This is a genomic window from Pseudoalteromonas sp. SR41-1 (genome assembly GCF_014164015.1).
In the GTDB taxonomy this organism is placed as follows: domain Bacteria; phylum Pseudomonadota; class Gammaproteobacteria; order Enterobacterales; family Alteromonadaceae; genus Pseudoalteromonas; species Pseudoalteromonas distincta.
This window is the reverse complement of record NZ_JACJEK010000019.1, coordinates 24,471-49,636: the sequence shown is the minus strand read 5'-3', so window position 1 is coordinate 49,636 and position 25,166 is coordinate 24,471. Positions and strand designations below refer to the sequence as shown.

Annotated in this window: 21 protein-coding genes; 15 read left to right on the top strand and 6 right to left on the bottom strand. The window is 36.5% G+C overall.

Going from position 1 to position 25,166, the window contains the following annotated elements; genetic code table 11:
• Window positions 1–156 precede the first annotated feature (156 nt).
• From H5118_RS15945 to H5118_RS15895, 11 genes are all read left to right on the top strand, one after another.
• Entirely contained in the window at window positions 157–2,076 is a 1,920-nt protein-coding gene (locus tag H5118_RS15945) for a pilus assembly protein N-terminal domain-containing protein (protein ID WP_182749449.1), read from the top strand.
• Window positions 2,073–2,750: a lipopolysaccharide assembly protein LapB gene (locus tag H5118_RS15940; protein ID WP_182749448.1), complete on the top strand. Its 678-nt coding sequence runs from the start codon at window positions 2,073–2,075 to the stop codon at window positions 2,748–2,750. The genes H5118_RS15945 and H5118_RS15940 overlap by 4 nt, the downstream gene beginning before the upstream one ends.
• Window positions 2,751–3,124: 374 nt before the next feature.
• The gene (locus tag H5118_RS15935; protein ID WP_010552792.1) at window positions 3,125–3,514 is read left to right on the top strand and encodes a hypothetical protein; all 390 of its coding nucleotides are present in this window, start codon (window positions 3,125–3,127) and stop codon (window positions 3,512–3,514) included.
• A gap of 83 nt (window positions 3,515–3,597) precedes the next feature.
• Window positions 3,598–4,365, top strand: coding sequence for a hypothetical protein (locus H5118_RS15930; RefSeq protein WP_007586678.1), 768 nt, complete (start codon window positions 3,598–3,600; stop codon window positions 4,363–4,365).
• A 6-nt stretch (window positions 4,366–4,371) separates the two neighbouring features.
• On the top strand, window positions 4,372–5,670 hold the full coding sequence (locus tag H5118_RS15925; RefSeq protein ID WP_182733527.1) for a CpaF family protein: 1,299 nt from the start codon (window positions 4,372–4,374) through the stop codon (window positions 5,668–5,670).
• Entirely contained in the window at window positions 5,663–6,538 is an 876-nt protein-coding gene (locus H5118_RS15920) for a type II secretion system F family protein (RefSeq protein WP_182693151.1), read from the top strand. The genes H5118_RS15925 and H5118_RS15920 overlap by 8 nt, the downstream gene beginning before the upstream one ends.
• Window positions 6,535–7,350 carry a type II secretion system F family protein gene (locus H5118_RS15915; RefSeq protein ID WP_182749447.1) on the top strand — a complete coding sequence of 272 codons (816 nt, stop codon included), beginning with the start codon at window positions 6,535–6,537 and terminating at the stop codon, window positions 7,348–7,350. Before H5118_RS15920 ends, H5118_RS15915 begins: the two co-directional genes overlap by 4 nt.
• A gap of 9 nt (window positions 7,351–7,359) precedes the next feature.
• Window positions 7,360–8,526, top strand: a complete 1,167-nt coding sequence (locus tag H5118_RS15910) for a hypothetical protein (protein ID WP_182749446.1) — start codon at window positions 7,360–7,362, stop codon at window positions 8,524–8,526.
• Window positions 8,523–11,390 (top strand): hybrid sensor histidine kinase/response regulator, encoded by a 2,868-nt coding sequence (locus tag H5118_RS15905; RefSeq protein WP_182749445.1) that lies wholly within the window; start codon window positions 8,523–8,525, stop codon window positions 11,388–11,390. Before H5118_RS15910 ends, H5118_RS15905 begins: the two co-directional genes overlap by 4 nt.
• Before the next feature lie 16 nt (window positions 11,391–11,406).
• Complete coding sequence (locus H5118_RS15900) at window positions 11,407–11,832, top strand: response regulator (RefSeq protein WP_076925984.1); 426 nt, start codon at window positions 11,407–11,409, stop codon at window positions 11,830–11,832.
• A gap of 417 nt (window positions 11,833–12,249) precedes the next feature.
• On the top strand, window positions 12,250–13,074 hold the full coding sequence (locus tag H5118_RS15895) for an alpha/beta fold hydrolase (protein ID WP_182749444.1): 825 nt from the start codon (window positions 12,250–12,252) through the stop codon (window positions 13,072–13,074).
• A 433-nt stretch (window positions 13,075–13,507) separates the two neighbouring features.
• Here the strand turns inward: H5118_RS15895 and H5118_RS15890 are convergent, their stop codons facing one another.
• From H5118_RS15890 to H5118_RS15865, 6 genes are all read right to left on the bottom strand, one after another.
• Window positions 13,508–14,467 (bottom strand): sugar-binding transcriptional regulator, encoded by a 960-nt coding sequence (locus tag H5118_RS15890; protein WP_002960874.1) that lies wholly within the window; start codon window positions 14,465–14,467, stop codon window positions 13,508–13,510.
• 248 nt (window positions 14,468–14,715) lie between these two features.
• A complete protein-coding gene (locus tag H5118_RS15885; RefSeq protein ID WP_182693430.1) occupies window positions 14,716–15,717 on the bottom strand; it encodes an ABC transporter ATP-binding protein in 1,002 nt (333 codons plus the stop codon).
• A 10-nt stretch (window positions 15,718–15,727) separates the two neighbouring features.
• On the bottom strand, window positions 15,728–16,558 hold the full coding sequence (locus H5118_RS15880) for a carbohydrate ABC transporter permease (RefSeq protein WP_002960878.1): 831 nt from the start codon (window positions 16,556–16,558) through the stop codon (window positions 15,728–15,730).
• A 2-nt stretch (window positions 16,559–16,560) separates the two neighbouring features.
• Window positions 16,561–17,433 carry a carbohydrate ABC transporter permease gene (locus H5118_RS15875; protein ID WP_002960879.1) on the bottom strand — a complete coding sequence of 291 codons (873 nt, stop codon included), beginning with the start codon at window positions 17,431–17,433 and terminating at the stop codon, window positions 16,561–16,563.
• Between the two features lie 146 nt (window positions 17,434–17,579).
• The gene (locus H5118_RS15870) at window positions 17,580–18,884 is read right to left on the bottom strand and encodes a sugar ABC transporter substrate-binding protein (RefSeq protein WP_182749443.1); all 1,305 of its coding nucleotides are present in this window, start codon (window positions 18,882–18,884) and stop codon (window positions 17,580–17,582) included.
• 152 nt (window positions 18,885–19,036) lie between these two features.
• Window positions 19,037–20,365: a hypothetical protein gene (locus H5118_RS15865; RefSeq protein WP_182749442.1), complete on the bottom strand. Its 1,329-nt coding sequence runs from the start codon at window positions 20,363–20,365 to the stop codon at window positions 19,037–19,039.
• Between the two features lie 529 nt (window positions 20,366–20,894).
• On the opposite strand from H5118_RS15865, the gene H5118_RS15860 reads away from it, so the two are divergent.
• Genes H5118_RS15860 through H5118_RS15845 form a run of 4 tightly spaced genes read left to right on the top strand, consistent with a single transcriptional unit; the run spans window position 20,895 to window position 25,160 of the window.
• On the top strand, window positions 20,895–21,278 hold the full coding sequence (locus H5118_RS15860) for a response regulator (RefSeq protein WP_002960883.1): 384 nt from the start codon (window positions 20,895–20,897) through the stop codon (window positions 21,276–21,278).
• Window positions 21,279–21,291: 13 nt separating this feature from the next.
• Window positions 21,292–22,197, top strand: a complete 906-nt coding sequence (locus tag H5118_RS15855; protein WP_182749441.1) for a MoxR family ATPase — start codon at window positions 21,292–21,294, stop codon at window positions 22,195–22,197.
• Between the two features lie 6 nt (window positions 22,198–22,203).
• The gene (locus tag H5118_RS15850; RefSeq protein WP_182749439.1) at window positions 22,204–23,190 is read left to right on the top strand and encodes a DUF58 domain-containing protein; all 987 of its coding nucleotides are present in this window, start codon (window positions 22,204–22,206) and stop codon (window positions 23,188–23,190) included.
• Window positions 23,190–25,160, top strand: coding sequence for a DUF3488 and transglutaminase-like domain-containing protein (locus H5118_RS15845; RefSeq protein ID WP_182749437.1), 1,971 nt, complete (start codon window positions 23,190–23,192; stop codon window positions 25,158–25,160). The genes H5118_RS15850 and H5118_RS15845 overlap by 1 nt, the downstream gene beginning before the upstream one ends.
• Window positions 25,161–25,166 lie beyond the last annotated feature (6 nt).

Below are 25,166 nucleotides of genomic sequence, written 5' to 3'. Positions count from 1 at the left end.
TTTCTTGGTTAAACCCTTCATGAATTATTGATTTGCAATTTGCGAATCAAAATAATAAAACACACTTTTACACATCTTAATGCATTGATAATAAATACAAAAGCGTTTGGTCTCATACTTGCTACCTATACATTAAGCAAATTGAGGGAAAGGCTTATGTTAAAATTTACTTTTATACTATTACTAATATCTTTTAGCGCCGTAGGCAGTGAAAGTCATTTAGATTATATAGAAAATGCAAATGGTGAGCGGGTACAAAAAGTATCACACTTAGTTAAATGGACACATACTCGCTTTGTGTTTACCCGTGATATTTCGCGTATAGCACTTGGCCACGAAACAACGCTTGATGTGAACGTGGTTAATGGTCGCGAGCTACTAATTTTAGCTAAAAAGTTAGGCCGTACATCTATGATGGTGTGGTACGACGATAAAAGCTCGGAAACATTTTTACTTGGTGTTACCGAAGACTATAGCGTACTGGAAAATGCCCTCAACGATATTCATCCTGACGTGCAACTAACCATAGCACCTGATCGCCATGCTGTTGTATTACGCGGTGAAGTACCTACTATAAATTATCGTCATGCCGCTTATGAAGCTGCAAAAAACTATCTATACGCCAGTAGCTCACAAGCATCACAACCCGTTATTACCTCAAACCCTAACCAAGGAATGTTTAATTCTCTCGCTCAACGCTTGCAAGGATTGGGTAACGCAAACGGTGGTACCTCTCAAAACTCGAGCAAAGTCGCTATTATTAATTTAATAAAAGTAACTCAAGCACCCAAGCCAAAAGAAGAACGTATTAGCGAAGTAATTAAATCAATGGGCGCAGATAAAGTGACCATTAAACGCATCTCGGTTGATGAGCTATCAAATGATGATAGCGATGTATTTTTACTGTCAGGCTCTGTAAAAAATCAAATAAAGCTAGTGCGCTTATTAAATACAATTAATAAATTATTCGAACCAGAGCAAGCATTACAAACTCAGGGATCTCCTCTTGATCCTAATAATTTAATGGGCGGCGCAACGCAGGATAAAAGCGCAGGTATTGAAGTGCTTGCCAACGAGTCGGGTGGGTTAATAAACGATGCTACATCAGGATTAAACTTAAGTAATGTAAGTTCTAACATTGCCAGAGCAACGTTGCTTTCAGTGGCTGGCGGTAAAGTTTTGTCGAGCATTGAAGTTGAAGATTTACCTCAAGTGCGTGTGTCGGTGCAATTATACGAAGTAAATCAACGTAGATTAAAGCAATGGCGCCCAGATATTAGCGTGCTCTCTAATGGGTATGAAAAAGAAGCGGGATTGTTTGGTCGTGACGGTATGACTGAACGCGAATCAGGCTCTGCAACAATAGAAAATGCGCTGCAATTAATTGGCGGTCAATTAACTAATAACTTACAGCTTTCTACCTCACAGTTTGCCATTGATATGTTGTTTTCATTACTTGAACAAGAAGGTATTTCTCGAACGCTTTCTCGCCCTACAATCACGGTTTTAGCTGGTGAAAGTGCCGTATTTAAGGTCGGTGGAGAAGTACCCGTACCTACAAGTTATAGCCCTTCAGGAATTACAAGCGGGCAGCAAGGTAGTAGTGGGTCGGTGTTTAGCGGCACAGAATTTAAATCATTTGGAGTTGAATTAAATGTACGCGCCATGGTTGACGACAAAGACAGAATCACACTTGATCTAAACCCAGTAATTTCGCTACCCGATACCACGTTAACCGCCGAAATTGCACAAAGCACAGGCAGCAGTTTAAACAGTAGTGCATTTAATACACGCAGCATGCAAACATCAACGCGTTTAAAAGACGGACAACCTCTTATTATTGGTGGCTTAATTAGCACCGATAACAATGCAAGCCACGACTTTGTACCTGATGGCAACGGCAATAGCATGCTAGGAAAGTTAAGCGAAACAACCAGTAAAAGTGAAAACAACCGCGAGCTTATAATTGTTGTAACTCCAAACCTGGTGCGTGAGCCAATTAATACCTTACGTTCGTGGGAACAGGCAAATATAGACACCCAGATACTTAGCTATATACAGGAGCAAGGGCTATGAAAATATTTTATATAATTTTACTGCTTACTTTATCGGGTTGCGCTCATATTGATTACAAGCCAACAGTAAATCCTTACAACGCGCTGGGTGACATAGTTAAAAAATACCAATTAAATGCCCAACCATTAAAGTGCGAAGGTATTAATGCAAGTGACTGTTTGAACCTTGTGCATGAGGTGAATCAGTTAATGCTTGAACACCCCGATAACACGGCAATACTTTCAATATCGGCATATGTACTTTATAAAAGTGGCCGTGCTAATCAGTCTCAACAAGTTATAAATACTCTGCTTAATAAAGCTAACCCGCCGTTAAACGCAATTACTTTAGGAGTCACTTTAGCAATTGAGCAAGGCAATTTAGCTAAAGCGAAAAGCATTGCCCAATACGGCGTAGATGTTTTTGGTACACATGCTTCACCATACCTGCAAATGGCCTCTATACATTATGCCCAGGGTAACTACGTTGTAGCTTCAAACTATTTAGAGCTTTCGGTTAAGTTTCGTTTAAATAGCACCGCCTATTTTTACCATAAAGGCCTAATTGAAGAAGCTAATACCAATAATTTATTGGCCTGTGGCTATTATGAGCAAGTTTTACGTGTCGAACCCACGCATCAAAAAGCACTTGCTAGGCGCGGTAAACTCTCTGTTTTAGGTAATTGTTATTCTTAAGGCCTTCGGGCCTTTTTTTATACCTAAAATTTGGCATTATTAAGGAGCCAAAACCACTTTATTATTTATCAAAAATAGTAGTAGAGCTTACGCTAATCATACGTTTTATAAGTTACCCCACAAGACTGCTTCTAATATTTAACCCTTTTTGAATACCTATTAGTTTTAATAATTTAACAGAGCGTTTCTAACATTAAGTATCTAAAAATTATTTTTTAATATTGATTTGCATTTTGCAAATCAAAAGTAAAAACAGCTAAAGAACAAATAATCTAAACACACTAACCACATGTATTTAAAGGATTTAATTAGTTGGCATGGTCCTCGCTATATATAAAGTGAGCATAAGCTCTTCTAATTTAAAGGCTACGATTATGAAAACTATTAAACATAACTTAAATAGCAAAAAGCAAAAAGGTTTTGTACTAACGTCAGAGCTAATCATTCTTTCGACTTCAATGGTAGCGGCACTTGTAATTGGTTTATCTACATTACGTGACTCGGTAACCAGCGAACTTGAAGATGTAGCTGAAGCAATTGGCTCACTTGACCAAAGCTATGTATTTGACGGCATGATTAACGCCGAAGGCACAGCTGAAGTGTCTGGCTCTGGGTTTGTAGATTCAGTTGACGTGTACGCAGGCGATGGTAGTTCATTCACTTTTGTTGCATCAGACTTTAGTGAAAGTGCCGCACTTGTTAATGCAACACCAAGCGGCGATGCTGCAACACGTACAGCAGCAGGCGGTTCACAAGGTAACTAACGCAAGGTAACCAGGTTTGAATACCAAGCTTAAGGCTCACTGCCACAAAATTGTGGCAGTGAAAGTTACTCCGGAGGAATATTATGAAAAGTAAAAGTAACAAAGGCGCAACCACAGCGGCTCTCACATTACTCATCACCTCTGGCATGTTAGCTTCGGCTTTGGGTATTAGACAGGTAAACGATGAAAATAGCGTAACAGCTTGGGTAGTAAACAAAAATATGTCGGCCGGTCAAACAGTAACCGTTCACGATGTTGAGCAAAAGAGTATAGATCCAAGTAACTATTCAAATATTGCACTGAGCGTTCAAAACCCACGTGCATTAATTGGTCAAAAATTAGCAACTAATAAAATGGTTGAACAACCCTTGTTTGACACCGATTTTATCAGAGCAAAAAGCCAAAACTTATCAGAAGCCATACCGGCAGGGCGTGTTTTATATACTTTAAAACTAAACACCTTGGATATTCCGCTTTCGCGCATACACAAAGGTGACCGACTCGACATAGTCGCTAAAACTAATCGCTTAGTAAGAACCGTTGCCCGTGATGTACAGCTTATTGGTGTTTCAAAAGGTCCTAAATCGCAAGCTGCTAAAAGTGGCGTAATGGATAATTTAGCTAAAGAGTCTAATTCTGCTGCGGGCGGTGTTTCATTAGTCCTCGCGGTACTTCCAAAAGATGTTTATTCGTTGGCGGGTATAGATAACGCTGACAAAGTTTCAATTATTGTGCATAGCGCTTATGACATTGAACAAGGTCGTTTGCAAAACTTTTCACGCTTACAAACCAGTCGCACAATCGAAGTGGTTAAAGGCGTTAAAAATGAAGCTGTATATGTAGCTAAGTGAGTTTTTATGTTTAATTTATCAAGCAAACATGAAGAAGTTCAAACCAGTTTAAGTACCTTTGAAGTGCTTAAAAAGCTATTGCATGATGCCGTTATCGAAGAGTACGAACAAGAACCAACCGCGCTTTTATCAAGTAATGTTCTCGAAAAAATCTCTGCATTGTGCAGTGAAATCCCACAATTCAATCAATCTTCATTTAATCAGCATCAAAAAGAGCAGGTTGTTCAGGCTGTATTTGATGAAATTCAGGGTCTGGGTCCTATTGCACAGTTTATGCTGGACGATCAGGTAAGTGATATTTTAATAAACGACACGCAAGATATTTGGATTGATAAACAAGGCAAACTACTTTGCACAGCCAGTAAGTTTGATGACGAACGCCATTTACGCCGATTTGTTGATCGCTTACTTGATGGCTGTGGTCGCCAGGTAAATGCGCTTATGCCAATTGTTGATGGCAAATTAAAAGATGGTAGCCGTGTTCATATTATTGTACCGCCTGCGTGTACCGGCGCCGCTATCGTGTCTATTCGTAAGTTTAATCATAAAAAAATAAACGATGACTTTTTAGTTAATAACCATTTTTTAGATAAAAACATCTTATTATTTTTAAAAAGTGCAGTTAAAACAGGCGTTAATATTTTAGTCTGTGGCAATGCGGGGGCTGGTAAAACGTCATTATTGAACGTACTTGCCAACTCAATTAATCCAAACGAACGTGTTGTAACCATTGAAGAAAGCGCTGAGCTTAATTTGCATCACAACCATGTTGTGCAATTGGAAGCCCACGACACTAACAGCGATGGTAAAGGTGCAGTAAGCCTAAGAGATTTAGTAAAAGCAGCCCTTAGAATGCGCGCAGATAGAATACTTGTAGGTGAGGTACGCTCAGGCGAAGTAATCGATATGCTCCAAGCAATGAACTGTGGCCACCAAGGTTCGATGACGACCATACATGCTAACAGTGCAAATGATGCCGTTATTCGTTTATCTACCTTAGTGCAGTTACACAATGCACAACTGAGCGATACCCATACAAGTTCGCTAATCGCGTCGAGTATTCAGCTCATAGTTCATGTTTCTCGCTCAACTAATGGCATCCGCACTCTAAAAAGTATTGGTGAAATTAAGCGTGTTAATGGCGGGGCACAATTTAGCCCGCTTTATAGTATTAACGAAGCAGAACCAGTACAAAGTGATTTAATAGATAACTCAAGTGTTATTGAGTTTATGAAAGGTCAAGGCGCAAATGCACAAGAATTGAAAGCATTACTGCACAATAACCCGGAGGCTAACAATGACTAAACTTGATTATTTATTAGCTATTGCGGCGGTTATAACTTTTGTACTGGCTGCGAGTGTATTGGCTTCTTTGTATGTGAATAATAAAAGCAACCAAAGCACTAAAAAAGCAGATATTTTAGAAGAAAAAGATGTCCTTACTCTGTCACTACGAGTGCTTGGTTTAAATATTAGTAACGCCTGGTTTATAAGCATGGCGTGCTCGCTCTCTAGTAGCTCCTGGTTTTTAGCTAAATTATATTACCCAGAGGCATCAACCAGCGCGTTTATTATTTCAATCGTGGTTTTTGTAACCTGTTTTATAACTGTGATTGACTTGGCTCATTATAAATTAGCAAAATTTGAGCATCACTTTTTAGAATTTATTGAAACCGTACAATCTTGTTTAAGCACAGGGCTATCGCTACAGCAATCAATGCAGTTTGCTGATGAACATGCAGACCCATATATAAAAAAACAAAGCACCTTACTAATACAACGCATGAGCATGGGTAGTGATGCCGAAACGTCGTTTGCCCCATTAATTGAAAGATACAACTGCGAAACCGTAAGATTGTTTGCTCATAGCATCATTACACATACACAAAGCCAGTGCGATTTGACCGACATGCTAAAAAGCGTATGCAACATGATGTCGCTAATAACTCTCGACCGCCAACAGCTGAAAGCTAAGCTTTCCGGTACTAAATACGCTGCTGTGTTTAGTGGTTTTTTACCTTACGCACTAATTCCTTTATTTAGCTATACCGATCCAACCTGGTTTGAACCATTATTAAACGATCCTAATGGGATTGCATTTATAACGGTTGCGCTTCTTTGTCAGCTATTTGGCTTTTTATGGCTACGTCTTAGCTTAAGGGTAACATTATGATTGATATACTTTTACTTATCGGGCTTTTAGTAAGTATGGGCTCATTTATCCATATTCATAGGCAATCGCTTAAAGTCGAATTAGATAAACCCGATACTAAAAACATTAACTGGTATCCGCTAATTATCATCTCTAAACGTCAACTAAGGCAAGCAGGAATTCAAGTTAATAAAATATTAATAAGCCTGTACTGCTTTAAAGTGGCTGCTACTTTTAGTGCATTTACGGTTATAGAGCTAACAGGGTATGAGCTGAGCCAATCGATTAAATTATTACTGTGTTTTATGTGTTTTTTTGCACCCGAATGCTGGTTTTTATTACGTAAAAATCAACGTCAAACCACTATAAATAACAGCTTAGAGTTTTTTTTACGGGTGTTACTGGTTTACATGCGCGCCGGGTTTTCGTTAGAACGTTCATTTGCACTGGCGGTTGATCATGGATTGAGTCAAAAACACCCATTATACAAAGAGCTAAAGTTATTTTTATTCGAACTAAGTGCAGGTAAAGATCGTGAATTTGCATTTAATTCACTTTTTGAAAGAACCGGCGTATTAGGAATTAAAAAACTCGCAAACTTAATGTTAATAGGGTCAAAACTTGGTACGCCACTTATCCAAGCAGTAGAGGCTCAACTTGAAGGCCTAGCTTTAAAAAAGAACATTTTACTCGCTAAAAAGGTAAACAAAAAAGCGATGCACACAACCTTTCCCATTATCTTAATTTGTTTTCCGATGTTTTTGGTATTGGTGTTTTTTCCCGCAGCATTACAAGTAATGAACGTACTTAAAATGCTTGTAGAAGTGTTATAGGAGCCTGATATGAAAAAGCATTATCAACAAGGGTACATACTTACTATTGAGCTTATATTAATTATAACTATTTTAATTATTGGCTCAATTGGTGGGGTGATTTTAGTAAGGGATGCCCTTATTAAGCGCCATCAAACTAAGGTAGATAATCAAATTACTGTAGTTGATGCTAACAATAGACCACTCGGTATTGCAGTAAGTTTTGATGAGCATCAAGCACCACTCATTTTTTATACAGATCGTGGAGAAAACAACACGTACAGGGCATTAATAGGCATAAGAGATGATAGGTTTACCTCGCGAGAAGCTGTTTATTACGATGCTCCAAATTGCCAAGGTAACCCGTGTTTAAAGGGCTTAAGCGACGAAGCAACAGACAGCCAAGGTGTCAGCAAGTTAAATAATACCGGTAATGTAAGTTATATAAATGCGCTGCAGCAAGGTCCAAATTACGCAATAGGGCAGTTAGGTAACAGCGTTATTGGTCAGTTATTAAGAAGCACGCCACAACAATGCCCTGCTAATAGTGAACAAATTCTATCTCGTTATGTATCCCAAAAAGTAGTAACAGGCTCACCTTGTGAAAGCTTTGAAATAGATACGCAACCAGCCGACAGCAGTTGTTTAGTTGGAGTAACAGCTTTAGGAAATCCACTTTTAGGTACAAGCGATCAAGGTATATCACAATCGTGTGATACATGCCAAACAGGGTACGAATCGCAAGGTGACATACTTGATTTATATTTACCTCAGGTAGAACCGCTTTTAAATACAGCCCTTAATGCGCTTTCATTAGTAGGTATAGGCACAAACGTTGATATAGAGCTTGGCACAATATGCTGCCCAGAAGGTACACGCTTAGAAGATGATGAAAACATTGTAGAAACACTTGTTTTCACTATTTTACAAACCACATTTGAGCTGGTCGGTATCGATTTAGTAAATAACCTTATCATTAGTGAAACACTGAGCTTAATAGGGATTGAGCCAGGTATTACATATTGCAAAACATCACTTAATTTAGTTAATGCAGAACAAGTAATTAATATCACCACAGGCGAACCTGCTCTTAGTAGTTTAACGCCACCATTTAAAGTTTTACTGCCAGTACATAGCGGCCAAAACAGGACAACGTGGATACATACTCCCCCAAAAGGGGAAGGAGAACGTCAATGAACGCCTCAAATATATTTACCTCACATGCTAATTTAGCAGATACACCAACTGATGAAATATCAACAGAAATTAAAGAAACGCTAACGCTACTAAAACAGTTTTATGATGTTCCAATTGTTAAATTTATCGATTTTAGAGAGGTTTATTCAGAGCAGTTAATAACCTGCAACGATAAAGAAAGTGTCGAAAATGAGTTATTAAGCTATCAACTACGCTGCACACAAGAAAAACTATATTTATTTGAAGATACTTTTTTTGATGATGTATCAAACAACACGCACAAATTAATTCGCTTTTATGCACAATATCCAATTTATAGTGTCACTAATAAATTAATTGGCGTAGTGCTGATGGCTGATTTAGCACCTAAAACATTAATAGGTTCACAAAAAAATCAGTTTATTTCATTTGCTCAATTATTGCAGACACAGTTAAATAAAAATTCAGATTCAGTAAGTAATCAAAGTACTAATCCTGTGAAAAAAAATTATGGGGAAAAGTATATTCATGTATTTAGTTTAGCGCCCGTGGCATTCTTAATTGCATTAGTATTATGCTCATTCACTGCATTACTGCTTTATACTATAGAAAAAAAGGAGCTGCAAAGTAATTACAATGAACAAACTCAGCAATTACGTAAAACGTTATTTAATGCTTTAGAGCGATTTGATAATCAAGGATTATATATATCGCAAAAAGATTTAGTTATCGCAGGCTTTTTACAAAGCCAAAATAGCTATACAAAAGAGCAGCTTAATGATTTAGTACAGAGTCAGGTTTCACAAAGCTTAACTTATAAAGGGTATATTGTGTTTGATTCTGAGTATAACCAACTTGCACTTTGGTCAAAAAATAATTTTGATTTAGCCGCGTATGGATTTAAAAACTGGTTAGAAAAATTCAATAATAGAGCGAATAAACAAGCAGTAGAAGTATTTACTGTTGCAGATACGGCCTTCTTAATTTCTGAAATAAAAATTAAACAAGGCTCTATTTATACACTTACAGCATTTGATTTAAGTAAGTTTTTAAAAGCCGTTATTGGCAAATTAAACACTGAAAATTATAACGTTTTTATAGTAACACCACAGTTTACTTTAGGAAAACAAGGAGAAGTTAGCCCGAGTATAATTAAAAATAGTATTAGCGCTTTAAGTAGTCGTTTTCCACCTACATGGCGCTTACATGTACAACCTATGAATAAAATAGTACGCCCACAAATAACTAAATATAGTTTAATTAGATTAGGGTTAATCTCTTTTTGTGTATTTGCCTTTGTGTATTATTTTTTACGTTTGCCAAGACGTTTACACAACGAAATAAAACAAAAAAATCAGTTAATACTCAATAGAGAAGAGCTTTTTTCAAGTTCTCTTGATGCACTGCCGCATGGGTTTGCTATTTTTAATAGCCACGAATTTCCTGTGATCACCAACAATGCATTTAACCTTTTATTTGCACAAGTGAATAAACAAAATAGTCAGCTATCGTATAGCCAGCTGGTAAGTATTGCGCAGCAGAATAATATTATAAATCACTACCATGAACATCATAAGCTTGATGATGATCGTAACCAATTAATAGATATAGGTTTTACAGACGGGAAGTGGATAACTGTATTACAAAGACATACAGATTTTAATGGTTTCGTTTGCTACTTTAGAGATGATACAGAGGCACATCAAAAAGAATGTTTACTCGCTGATGTTCTTGAAAAATCAAAACAGACAAATCAATTAAAAGAAAAATTTGTTACAAGGCTTAGCCGTCAATTAAAAACGCCTTTATCATCTTTAAAGTCATTAGTTGAAATATCTAAAGATCCAATAAGCTTTAACGAATTTAAAAACAATGTGGGGAATATTTCTGATGCATGCGACCAGCTCGAAAGTGTAATTCAACAACTCGTAAATATAAATAAATCGGAAATAGGTAAGTTAAAACTGCAGGCCAAAAACGTTAACCTGAATCATATGATCAATAATAATATTTCGATTTTAACTAAAGAAGCTGAAAACAAAAAAATAGTTCTTAAAAATAATATTACGCCTGGGTTAACCGTGGTAAGCGATGAAAAGTTAATTTCTCAATTGGTTATTCAGTTAGTGACAGAGGTTTTGGATTCGTCAAATAATACAACGCTATCTATTAACGCTCAGATTAAAAATGAAAGTAACCGTAATTACTTACACCTAGACTTTTCATTAAGCAATTTAATCGACAGTAGTTACTTTATAACTGAGCTTAAAAGTATATCGGGTGATGATATAGCACGTCTCATAGATGATAAAGACGTTTCATTAGAGTTAAAGTTTTTTATCTCAATATTTAAAATGTTAGGTGGTAAAGCGATAACTGTAAGTAGTAACGCGAATAAATCAACGATAACGCTTTCTATGCTGGTAAACAAAGTAACGAAGCAAGATAAAGACAATGTGCAAAAAGTACCAAGTAGCTCATTAAATACTGATTTAGTAAAAGCGAGTTTAGTGACTAAAAATCACCAAAACACGCTACTACTTGTTGATGACGATCCACTTGTAGAAATTGTGATTAGGGCAATGCTAAAAGATCAGAATATCATAATAGATTACGCATGCAGTGCGATAGAGGCTATGTTGATGGTTTCGCAAAATAGTTACGACATTATTCTAATGGATATAGTAATGCCAGAATTGTCGGGAACTGACGCTATGTTAAAAATTAAAAAACACAGTGATAATTCTAAAACTAAAATAATTGCGCATACATCGACACCCGATACAGAATCTAAATATGTAAATCAGGGCTTTGATGACATGTTATTAAAGCCAGTGAAACAAGGTGTTTTAATAAACCAAATAACACGTATTTTAAAAAGATAAGCCGCTGGGGTAATAAATGAAAAACATTAATGAAAATATGGCAGAAGTTATCGAATTTAAAGTAACGCCAATAAATAAAACTAAACGACTACTTTTAGTAGATGATGACTTACTAATAGAAATAGTAATAAGAAAAATGCTTAATGAAGAAAATATTTTAATAGATTTCGCATCAAGTGCTATAGAGGCGCTATTGATGGTTTCTCAAAATATTTACGATATTATTTTAATGGATATAGTAATGCCGCAATTTACAGGCACTGATGCAATGCTAAAAATCAGGAAGCATGCTGACGCATCAGCAACAAAAATTATAGCTCATACATTTAGTGAAAACGAAAATAGTGATAATAAGTACGTGAAGCTTGGGTTTAACGGTCTTTTGTTAAAGCCAGTTAAGCAAAGCGTATTAATTGAAAATATTAGAACTTTCTTGGAATGATAAATAGAAACAGTAGGGCGGTTAACTATTTTTATTTATAGCTTATTAAAAAATTAAATTATAATTTTTTAAAGACTAATATTTATTTAGTGCTTTTGTGTATATGAACCTTTAATAAGAATAATTACTTTAAATTATTACAAACTACGCTTTTGTAATTGTTGCATGTATACGAGTCATCGTTTCACACTTTTTAAAGCGGTTAATAATCTCAATTATTAAACGCTGTAATATTATAAAGTTAGTAAATTTATTTAGCCTAGAGCCCACGTATCACAAGGGTTTAACTTTCAAAACATTAATATTTTTTAATAATTAATAAATGCACATCTTGGGATGGAATTTGCTTTATAAGGTTATATTCTAATTTTATAGTTTATTAAACATTATAATTTTTAAAGTTAACGAGGCAAAACTATGAGCAAAACACAGTACGTTACAGTAGAAGGTCATCAAATTGCTTATCAAGAAATGGGACAAGGCACACCTTTATTATTAATACATGGCATACCAACTAACAAATTTTTATGGCGAAATGTGATGCCCAAACTCGCATCAGAACATCGAGTAATAGCGCCTGATTTACTAAACTTTGGTGAATCAGATATGCCAATTAACACCGATGTATCTATAAATGCGCAATGTAGAATAATGTGTAAGTTTATGGAAGAACTCGGTATTTCTAAAGTTAATATTGCTGCACATGATATTGGTGGTGGTGTTGCTCAATTAATGGCGGTAAATCATCCTGATAAAGTAAACGGATTAGTTTTAATAGATAGTGTATGTTTTGATTCTTGGCCAATACCAGAATTTGAACCTTTGCTAGAACCTGGTGTAGAAGAAAAGACAAGTGTAGCTGAATTTGTTGGTACATTAAGAGATTTCATGCCTAAAGGTGTATACGATTCTAGCGTAATGACTGAAGAGTTAATGGAAATATACTTAAAACCATGGAGCAACGAGCAAGGAAAAGCCGCTTTATTTAGTAACATGCGCAGGCTCAATAAAGAATATACACAAGCTATTACAGGCGATCTTAAAAGCTTACCTCATGAAACACTCATAATATGGGGTAAAGAAGACAAGTTTCAAAAGCCAAAGTATGCACCAATGTTAGAAGAAGCAATTCAAAATTCGTCATTGGTTTGGATAGATAAAGCCGCTCATTGGGTTGTTGATGAACATCCAGATAAAGTATCTGAGCTTATTAGTGAATTTATGAATGATAAAAAATTCTAAAGTCTCAGCAAGTACATCAGTAGGATAGTTAAAAAGCCATTAAATTCAGAATCTTGAATTTTACTGGATGAAATATCTTCTAGGAAGTTATTGTTAATACCGCTTGGATATATTAATAACCAAGCGGTATTTTTATATGTTCAAGAAGCTAATAGCGTAAATGGGAGAAACATTAACTATTAAGATAAGTAGGTTAATGCTTATTAAATAGTCAAAATATCGCGTTTATACGTTAATTAATGAAGGTGAGTAACTTGGTTATGTATTTATTTATGCTATTTAACATAATATAAATTATAGGTAGTTAATGTATATATAGAAAGAGCGCCTAAATGCGCCCTTACTATGTCCAATACTAGACGGTATCGGACATTAAGTGTTTTTATTACAATAACTAGTATTACTAATACAGATACTTTATTTATCAATTTGTTTAATCAATACTAAGTAAACGCTCAGCTGTATATTCGTTAGTAATTAATCCACTGATCATGTTTGACCTTACTGCGCCCAAAATGGCTAACACTTTTTCTTCACCAGCAGCTATCGCATAAATCTGTTTGTTAGCATTTGTTTTTAATGGCGTACTTGCTACACGCTGATTAACTGTGCAATCTAAAAGCTTACCGTTTTTATCAAACACCCAACTAATCATTTCACCAACAGCACCCAGATCTTGTAACTCTTTAAGTTCTTGCGCATCAATAAAACCATCTATATGTAATGGCGACTTTTCACCTAAGCTACCAATACCCACAAATGTTACATCGGCATCTTTAGCGAGTTTTAAATTACCGGTAATATTTTGTTGTGCGTGCAACTGTTCTTTTTCTTCAATGCTTCTTGGTAAAACTGGCAATGGCATTGGATAATGTTTTGCATTGGTGTGTTCGGCCATTCTTACTACAACATCATAAGGTGAAGCCGATCCATCCAAAGCCATATTACCTAGCATGGCTACAATTTTATGTTGCGGACAATCAACGGTTCTTAGCTCATCTACACATGAACGTAAAACTCGACCGGTTCCCATAGCAAGTACTTTGGGTTGTTCTGATTTTAAATGACGTTCTATTTCTGCCGCGCCAGCTTGAGCCAAACCTAATGTAGATGAAGGTTCAGATGGATCGCTCGGTACAACTTCACACGAATCTAACCCAAAACGGCTTTTTAATTTTTCGGCCAAATCCATACATTTAGCAATCGGGTGGTCAAGTCTAACTTTAATTAATCCTTGGCTCACAGATAATGCGACCATTCTTTGTGCAGATTGACGAGATATATTTAGCTTTTTGGCAATTTCATCTTGTGTGTTACCGCCAACATAATATAACCACCCTGCTCTGGCTGCATCATCTAGTTTTCTAATTTCTGTATTTGATAGCTTTACCACGTAAACCTCTTAAAATAGAAGGAAAACTAAGTCCTTATTTTCATTACATAATTTTAATTATATGTGCTGCTATATAAATTATTTTATTAATTTTGGATTATCTATTTATCAATAACGTTTTTGTTATTTATAGTTTTAAATATACCATTCCTTAATAAAAAATACCTAGGTTTCATAGGATTATGTAATTAGAATTTAGTTAATAGCACCCTTATAAAGGTGCTATTTAAGGTAATTAAAGATTGGCTTTAGCGAATTGTTAAACCGTTATTATCAAACTTTAATACTTTATCATCCGGTGCGCTTAGGTAAATACTGTCGCCATATTTTAACGGACAATCACCATCTGCTTTTACTGTTACGGTCCCTTTGCCTTCAATATTTATATGTAAAAAGCTCTCCGACCCTAAATGTTCAATTACACCGACAGTACCAGCCCACGTTCCTTGCTCAGTAGAGAGTGTTATATGCTCTGGTCGTATACCAATACAACTAACATTCGCATTTTCATTTTGTGGAGCATCTATAAAATTCATTTTTGGAGAGCCAATAAAACCAGCTACAAATTTGTTTACTGGGTTTTTATAAAGCTCTAAAGGTGTGCCTACCTGTTCAATAATACCGGCATTAAATACCGCGATTCTATCTGCCATTGTCATAGCTTCAACCTGATCGTGCGTAACATAAATCATTGTTGTAGCTAAACTTTTATGTAATTCAGATATTTCTAAACGCATATTTACACGTAATGACGCATCAAGATTCGAAAGCGGTTCGTCAAATAAAAATGCCGAAGGCTGACGAACAATTGCGCGCCCTATCGCTACACGCTGGCGCTGACCGCCCGATAATTGCCCAGGCTTTCGGTCTAAATAATCGGTCAAATTAAGAATTTTAGCGGCGTTAGCAATTTTACTTTCGATTTCTGTAGGGCTAACTTTGGCTCTTTTTAAAGGAAAAGCAATATTGTTACGCACGGTCATATGCGGATATAACGCATAGGATTGAAACACCATTGCTAAGCCTCTTTTTGCAGGCGGTGTTTTTGTAGCGTCAATGCCGTCAATTTCTATATTACCACTGGTGGTATCTTCAAGACCTGCGATCATACGAAGTAATGTAGATTTACCACAGCCTGATGGCCCAACAAATACGATAAACTCACCGTCTTTAATTTCTAAGTCGAGCGGTTTAATTACGTTAACTTCATCAAAGTTTTTAGTGACTTGTTTTAGTGTGATGCTGCCCATGTGTATTCTCCTATTTTACTGCGCCGAAACTTAATCCACGCACTAATTGTTTTTGACTAAACCAACCAAGTATTAAAATTGGCACAATGGCCATGGCAGATGCTGCCGATAACTTAGCGTAAAATAACCCCTCAGGGCTTGAGTAACTGGCAATAAATGCCGTTAAAGGTGCAGCATTTGCAGCGGTTAAAATAAGTGTCCAAAAAGCTTCGTTCCACGACAAAATAACATTGAGTAATAGCGTTGAGGCTATACCCGGTAAGGCTATTGGTAATAAAACATGGAATATTTCTTCACCAATTGTTGCGCCATCCATACGTGAAGCTTCAAGTATTTCGTTTGGTATTTCTCTAAAGTAGGTGTACAGCATCCATACCATTATTGGTAAGTTAATGAGTGTCATTACAATTACTAAACCTAATTTTGTATCGAGTAGCGCAAAGTCTCGAAACAATAAATAAATCGGAATAAGTACCCCTACTGGCGGTAACATTTTGGTAGAAAGCATCCACATTAATAAATGCTTAGTTTTTTTAGTTTGCACAAACGCCATAGACCACGCAGCAGGTACAGCAATTAATAACCCCAGTAAACTTGAACCTAGCGATATAACTACAGAGTTCCAAAAATGGTTAAAGTATGGCGAACGCGACAGTACATCTCGGTAATTTTCGAGTGTCCAATCGAATGCATATAAGCTTGGACTTGCTGAAATTGCTTCAGCTTCCGTTTTAAAGCTGGTGATTAACGTCCATAAAATTGGAAAGAAAATCATGCCGCTTATTGTCCATGCAGCAATGGTATAAATTAGTTTGGAACGACGGCTATCTTTTATAGTCATAATTAACCCTCCAAGTTTTTGCCAATTAAGCGCATTAAAAATATAGCGACAATATTTGCAATTATTACTGCAACTATGCCCCCTGCCGAACCGCCACCTACATCAAATTGAAGTAGTGATTGCGTGTAAATTAAGTACGTTATATTGGTAGACGAATAACCAGGACCACCACTTGTTGTAACTAATATTTCGGCAAAAATTGACAGTAAAAATATAGTTTCGATTAAAATAACAGCGGTTACAGCGCGCGATAAGTGCGGCAAAACGATGTAAAAAAACTTACTAAATGGCCCAGCTCCGTCTAAATCAGCCGCTTCTAATTGTTCACGGTCTAATGATTGTATTGCTGTTAGCAGTATTAATGCTGCAAATGGTAACCACTGCCAAGACACAATTATGATGATTGAAAATAGCGGCATTTGAGCAAAAAAGTCGATAGGTTCAAAGCCAAGCCAAATCGCGAAATGTGCAAATAAGCCATTAACTGGGTTCATTAGCATGTTTTTCCATACTAATGCCGACACAGTTGGCATTACAAAAAATGGGGCTAGTACCATAATGCGAACGTAATTTCGTCCCCATATTGCTTGGTCTAGTAAAATAGCTAAGCCAATACCACCACAAATAGTGATAAGTAAAACCCCAGTTACTAGGTAAAGCGTGTTAAAAAATGATTCAAAAAAAGCCGGATCAGTTAGGAAAAATTCATAGTTTAAAAAGCCTACAAACTCTTTATCCCCTGGAACGAGTAAGTTGTAATCAATAAATGAGAAATACAGTGTCATACACAGCGGAACTATCATCCAAGCAAGTAATAAAATTACACTAGGAAGAAGCATAAACCGAGCAAGCGTGCGCGAGTTAGTTGTTGCCATAAAGGTGACCTTAAAAAAGCCAATTCTATTTACTTGTTAACTATCAAGTGAAAATCAGAAACCCTTGATAGTGTTTATAACTAACAAGTAAATAGAATTGACATAAAATATTGGGTAAGTTTGAGTACTTACCCGCCCATTACATGCTATTTAGGATAGCGAGCTTTACGCATTGTTCGCTCAACGAGGTGCTGAGACGTACTAAGCGCTTGCTTAACGGTCATTTGGCCAGTTAATGCTGCTGAAAATTGTTGCCCAACAGCTGTACCAATTCCTTGAAACTCAGGAATAGCAACAAACTGAATACCTACATAAGGCACCGGTTTAACGGTTGGATTTTTAGGATCTGCAGATTGAATAGAATCTAAGGTAATTTGCGCAAACGGTGCTGCATCCATGTACTTTTGATTACTGTAAAGTGATTTACGTGTACCTGGCGGTACTTTTGCCCAACCTTTTTTGTCGGCTACAAGTTGAGTGTACTCTTTAGATGTTGCCCAACTAATAAATTTCATTGCGGCATCTGGTTTTTTACTGCTTGCTGGTACGGCTAAAGTCCAAGACCATAACCAGTTACCGCGTTTACCTAGACCGTTATCTGGCGCAAGTGCAAACCCTACTTTATCGGCAACTTCTGAGTCTTTTTTGTTAGTAACAAATGCGCCTGCAACGGTTGCATCAATCCAAATACCACATTTTCCGGTTTGAAATAGTGCAAGATTTTCATTAAAACCGTTTGCAGATGAACCCGCAGGTCCTGACTCTTTCATTACATCGACATAATACTGAAGGGTATTTTCCCACTCTGGGGTATTAAACTGAGGTTTCCAATTTTCATCAAACCAACGCGCACCAAACGAATTTGCCATGGATGTAATAAGCGCAACGTTTTCGCCCCAACCTGCTTTACCACGTAGACAAAGGCCATAAACACCTTGTTTTTTATCTGTCATGGCTTTAGCAGCTTTGCGTATAAAGTCCCATGTTGGGGCTTTAGGCATTGTCAGCCCTGCTTTTTCCATTAAGTCAGTGCGGTACATAACCATTGAGCTTTCGCCATAAAATGGCGCAGCATAAAGCTTGTCGTTAATCGTTAAACCGCTTCGAATTGCCGGAATTAAATCGTCTAAATCGTAGTTTTCACCTAAATTATCCAGCTCTTTTAGCCAATTTTGCTTGCCCCAAATTGGTACTTCATAAGTACCTATGGTCATAACATCGTATTGGCCGCCCTTTGTTGCAACATCGGTTGTGACACGTTGGCGAAGAATGTTTTCCTCTAGAGTAACCCATTTTAGATCTATATCAGGGTTTTGGCTGGTAAAGTCACTGCTTAATTCTTTCATGGTGATCATGTCACCATTGTTAACAGTCGCTATTGTGATTGTTTCTTTTGCCGCAGCGCCCATGCTTATAAAGCCACACGCGAGCATAATTAATTTATTTTTCATCGGGTATTCCCCATACACGTTATGTTTTAACAAGTGCTATTAAATTTCAATCTATTACCAATTCTATTTATGGCAGTTTTAACGCATAAAACTGCCCGCAAAGTGCCTTTTTAGGTCCTTTGTTTAAATAGATAGACTAGTTGGATAATGATTTAAAATTTAACAGATATTTCAGAAGTGAAGCCGTCAAATCCTTTACCGATTTGGCCGCCCGAATTAACACCTTCTTCTTGGTTAACATACTCAACTTTTAAAAGCGTTTTATCGTTAAACCAGTAACCTGCGGCTACTTGAATACGCTCTACTGTGTTGTCTGTTTGTTCAATTAAGTCGGAAGTGTTATCGGCTTCTGCATAACGAGCCGCTACATATAGCTTTTTAGGGATTAGATATTGTTGTGCTTCAAACACGAAGTACTCAACCGATGAGTCGCCTTCTATTACACTGTTTGAATCAAAAGTAGTGCCATTTTCATCAGCTATGCCGTTTGTACCAAAGTAGGTAATACCGGCAACTGCATTACCAGCGGCATCTGCAAATGTGTAATCATCAGACGATTTACCAACCATAAAAATTAAGCTAGTTTCGTCAGATGGTTGATAAGCTAAGTTAAGCTGGATGATTGATTGCTCAAGCCCTGGCATTGCGCCAACGTGAGTGTCACGCTCATTCGAAGGTGACGCTGAGAAATTATAGTTTTCACCATCGCCAAAGCGATAGTTTGTTGTGGTTACACCATCAAGACTTGCTACGCCATTTTCAAAACGTAACTGGTCGCCTTGATTCGCTTTTAATAAGTTTAAGCCTGCTTTAAAGCCACCTTCAAATTCTAGAGTACCTTGAAGTCGGTAGTTATAACCTCTGTCTTCTTGAAATGCTTCACCGAAACTTGAAGTCGTAATGTGACCTGTAACATTATAAGCACGTACTACACCACTATCGAAAGTTTCGCTGTAACTTAGCTGTGCGCCGTTTTCTGCGGTTGCGTAATCGGTAATACTATTACCAATAAGTGCATTACTTTGGTTATCTGCGCCGTCTTGAAAGCCTTTAAATTGAAATGGTGAGCCACCAATATTACCCAAACGCAGTGTTAAATTTGCGTTTTCTTTTGGTGTGCCATATAGACCTAGTAAGTCAAATTCAACACCTGCAAAATCGTTGTGAAATGAAAAGTCACGATCTTCGCCACCAAAGTCATTAGGCTCTTCTGCAATATCTATATCGGCAGTGATGAACTCGTTAATATGAAATTTAAGCATTAGATTAGCTCTAATACGGCCAAATCCTGATTCTTGTTCTTCATCTTCTGGACGAAATGCACCATCTTTAGCCTGAATTGACTGAAAGTTTTGCATTAGTAAAAAGTCTACGTCAACGCGATCTAAATATTCAGAAATATCAGCCTGTGCTGGAGCCGATGTAGCCATAGCTGCCGCTATGAGAGAAATTGCAAATTTAGTCTTTTTATTATTCAACATAATAAGCTCTTTATTTAGTGTGGTGTGTGATGCCAACTTTATTAAATTGCATTTTCATTTAATGAAATTGGTATTAATTCAGTGTGTATAGATGAGGCTGACTGAGCAAAACATTAAGTGGTTAATGAAACTGCACTTGTGAGCATAAGCCCATCTGCTGAGCATAATCACAGAATGAATTTAGAAGGTCAACGATTTTTTATTACAAAACGTTTACAAAAAATCGAATTCATATGTAAATATTTTTGAATCAATAAGTTAAGTAGCAAATTTGTTACATCAAGTTTTGATGGAATGTTGTATTGGATTAAGGAATTTCTTATGAATACGTCATTATTGTTCATTACAATTAATGAAAATATAAGTTAGTAGAAGATATGAGAGCAGATAATCCTTTAAAAATACGTTGTTGGGCAAACCTATAAACAGTTTATTTATTGGTGTTTTTTAAGTAACGTTCTTGAGCTTATGATGGGGTTAGCTTAGTATTAAAGCACTTAGATGTATTCAAAATAGAAGTAACCTACATATGGAATTTGTTCGCCCGCTAGAGCCCATCCTCATTATTGATGACGTTAAGGAAATTCGTGATTATCTAAACCAAATTTTAACTGACTTAGGGTTTGAAGATATATTAGAAAGTGCTGATTTTAGCTCTGCCAAACCTATTATGGACAATAAACCGCCAGGCGTCATATTTGTAGATGTAGATTTACCAGACTCTAACGGTGCAGAGATATTGGAATACATTAATAGTGCTTACCCGCACACTCATGTTGTTATGTGTTCGGGCCACAATAGTCTCGAAAACGTACAAAACACGTGGGAAATGGGCGCTAAAGGTTTTATTGCAAAACCTTTTAATACAAAAAAAGTAGACACTGTAATGAAGCGTCTTGAAATAATAGAATAATAATAAGGTTAGCATGCATAGTACTGTTACTGCGATTATAGACGATCTTTCGAGTGTTATATTTGGTAAACAACAACAAATAAAACTGGCACTTACATGCTTATTTAGCGAAGGGCATTTACTCATTGAAGATTTGCCTGGCATGGGAAAAACCACTCTTTCTCATGCATTGTCAGCTGTGTTAGGCTTATCATATCAGCGTATACAATTTACCAGTGATCTTCTCCCTGCTGATATTTTGGGTACTAACGTGTTTAATTCTACTGAGCACAGTTTTACATTTCATAAAGGCCCTATTTTTAGCCAAGTTGTTTTAGCTGATGAAATAAACCGCGCAGGGCCCAAAACACAAAGTGCGTTGCTTGAAGCAATGGAAGAGCAACAAGTGACAGTTGATGGAAAAAAATATACGTTGCCAAATCCATTTTTTGTGATTGCAACACAAAACCCGCTTTACCAATCAGGTACCTACCCGTTACCTGAGTCGCAATTAGACCGATTTTTAATGCGCATTAGCTTAGGTTTTCCACCTAAAGAAGCCGAAAAACGCTTAATTTTGAATATGCAAAAACGAGATTACAGCCAATTACCTAAGCGTATTAACCAACAAGAGTTAGCGGCAATTCAAACTCAGATAAGCCAAATTTCTTTAAGTAGCCCGGTTATTGACTACATTATAGAGCTTGTTAATTACACACGCACAAGCAACACTTTTGCATCATCGTTATCACCTCGTGCTAGTATGGCTTTGGCTAAAGCAGCTAGGTCGTGGGCCTTTATTGATGGTCGTGATTTTGTAATGCCAGAAGATGTTCAAGCCGTATTTGTAAGTGTGTGTCAGCATCGATTAGGTTTGCATAATGAGTCAGGTGAAGCACAAGTAAACGATATTTTAAAAAACGTATTAGTTCCGGTATAAACTTTTATGCCAAAAAAAACAGCTAAGCGCCCTTCTTTATTTAAGTCATTTAAGCAAAGTGTATTTAATAAGTTATTAAAAAATAAACATTTAAAAAACTCAATTACACTTGAACACAGAACAATTTATGTATTGCCATCATCCCTTGGTTGGTATTTTATAGTTGTAGCTATTTTAAACTTTGTGATGGGCATTAATTATCAAAATAATTTAATTTTAATAATGTCTTATCTTATGTTTGTGGTAATGATTATTGCTGTATTAATGGGCTACAGTAACGCTAAAGGCTTAACAGTTAAATTTAAAGATGCATTTAACAGCTACGCTCCTCAAAAACCGAGTATTATATTTGAATTACAAAGCCCTTCTGTTACCCAATCTATTAATTTAACATATCAAGGTAGTGAGCAAACTCACAAACATACCGGCCAAGTTGATAGTAAACCTCAGTTACTTACACTCAACTTACCCTACAGCTCACGCGGTAAGTACTCAGTGCAACGTATTAAAATAGCGAGTAACTATCCCTTTGGTTTGATAACTGTTTGGAGCTACATTCAATTACAACAAGATGTATTTGTATACCCGTCGCTTGAACAGGTTCACTGTGACGCGCATGTTTCTATGCTTGATGAGCAAGCCGATAAAGGTATTTCTACACAATCTGGTAGCGAAGAGTTTGAGTCTCTTATCCCACACTTACCTGAGATGGGCTTGCAAAGAGTGTCGTGGAAGCATTACGCAAAAACACAGCAGTTGTTAGTTAAAGAGTTTGTAGACTTTAAAACAGCAAATGCACTCTTCGATTTTACGTTAATGAATGGAGATACAGAACAACGGTTAAGTCAGTTATGCTTTTTAGTGTGTGAAGCAACCGAGAAAAACACCCCTTTTATGTTAAAGCTACCGAATAAAACAATAAATACAAATACCGGACAGCAACATAAGCAGCAATGCTTAGGATTATTATGCTCATTTAATGGTGATGTGTAATGGACATACTTAAAAACGAAAAAGTAATAAATTATTCACTGTCTTTTATATATGCATGTTTGATTGTATTTTTTGTATCAAATTTACCGCTTGTTTTCGTAGGTGTACTTTCACTTATTTGTGCATGGAACTTTTACATAACGCTGAGTAATAAACCAAAGCCAAATGCTTGGCTGGCAAACATACTCGCAAGTGTGTCACTCGGTTTAATGCTCTACACAGTAGGCATGTCGGATACGGTTATTTTATTTGTGGCCATGCTGCTACTTGCTAGTTTATTTAAGCTGTTACAGGCTAAAACCAAAAAACACTATCATGTAATTACAACGCTTACGTTTTTTTCACTCTCATCTGTGTATTTATTTAACCAAAGCATTTTAACGACTTTAACTGTAAGTGGTTTATACATATTAAACTTTGCAGTACTTGGCCTACTCGAGTCCAAACATAATTTAAAAATAGCCTCTAAACAAAGCGGTAAACTGCTACTTTTAGCGCTTCCTTTAGCTATATTTTTACTGCTTTTTTTGCCAAAAATGCCCGCCTTTTGGCAGCTTCCTGGACCTAAGCTTGCTAAAACAGGGCTTTCTGAACAAGTCGATCCATTCGATATTGCTAAGCTTTCAAATTCTGACGAGCTTGTATTTAGAGCTAAATTTAACGAAGAAAAACCTGTAGCGCCTTATTATTGGCGAGCAATAGTCCATGATGAGTTTAATGGCAATGCGTGGCTTACGTCTGACTTTTTAAAATATAATAATGTAAAAACAAATACGCAGAGCGAAAATGATGAGCAACTTATCGCAAGCTACTCAGTTATTACAGAGCCTGCTACACAAAAATGGCTCTATGGTTTAGCGTATTCCAGTAGTAACTCACCAAATGTTGAAGGTAATTCGCTAGGTTTATTGCGTAAAAAAAGTCGCCTAGCTAAAAACTTACAATACGATGTAAATAGCTTTAACTTCAAAGCTTTACCGCTTGGCGAATTTGAAGAAAAACGCTACAAATACCTCTCCAATAAAAAGAATGTAAAAACATCATCACTTGCTAAAAACTTAAAGCAAAATACACACTCTGACCGCGATTTTTACAATAGCTTATTACAGTACTTTGCAGGTACGGGATTTACGTACACGTTAACACCCACGCCTATGAGCGGTGATAATACAATTGACCAATTTTTATTTGAAAACCAACGTGGCTTTTGTGGCCACTATGCCAGTGCCGCCGCGTACATTTTTAGAACCGCAGGTATACCCGCTCGACTAGTAAGTGGCTATTTAGGTGGTGAATTAAATCAAGATAATAATACGCTCACTGTTCGCCAATACGACGCACATGCATGGGTAGAAGTATTTTTACAAAACGAAGGTTGGGTTATTTTTGATGCAACCGCCGTTGTTGCACCAGAGCGTTTAAATGGCTCGCTTTCGCAAAACGAAGAGCTGAATGACGAATTTAAAAGTAATCTTGATTTTGGTTTAGTGAGTTTAAGTAATTTCCCCGCTATTAATTGGTTAAGGTTGGAACTTGAAAACCTCGATTATCAATGGTCTAGCTGGGTACTTGGTTTTGACGAAGAAAAACAAAATGATTTTTTAAAATCAATTTTTGGTAGTAAAAATATTTGGCTTGTACCATTAATGGTTTTACTAACAGCTGGTTTTTGTTTTATAGGTTATTTTATTTATTTAAACTTGCCAAAACGCCCGTCTAAATTAGCGCCTATGGTTAAAGAGTTTTATGAAGTAAAAGCATGGGCTAAAAAACAAAAAATAAATACACCCGATAATTTAACACCGAGTCAGCAGTTAGACTTTTTTGCTGATCAACTTCCTCGTTCTGCACAATCTATAAACACTTTTAGGCAGTTATTTAACCAAGTACGCTATGGTAAAAAACCTTTTACGAAAGAGCGTAAAACTCAGGCTAAAGATCTGATAAAATTAATTAAAATTTCCAAATAGAGAATA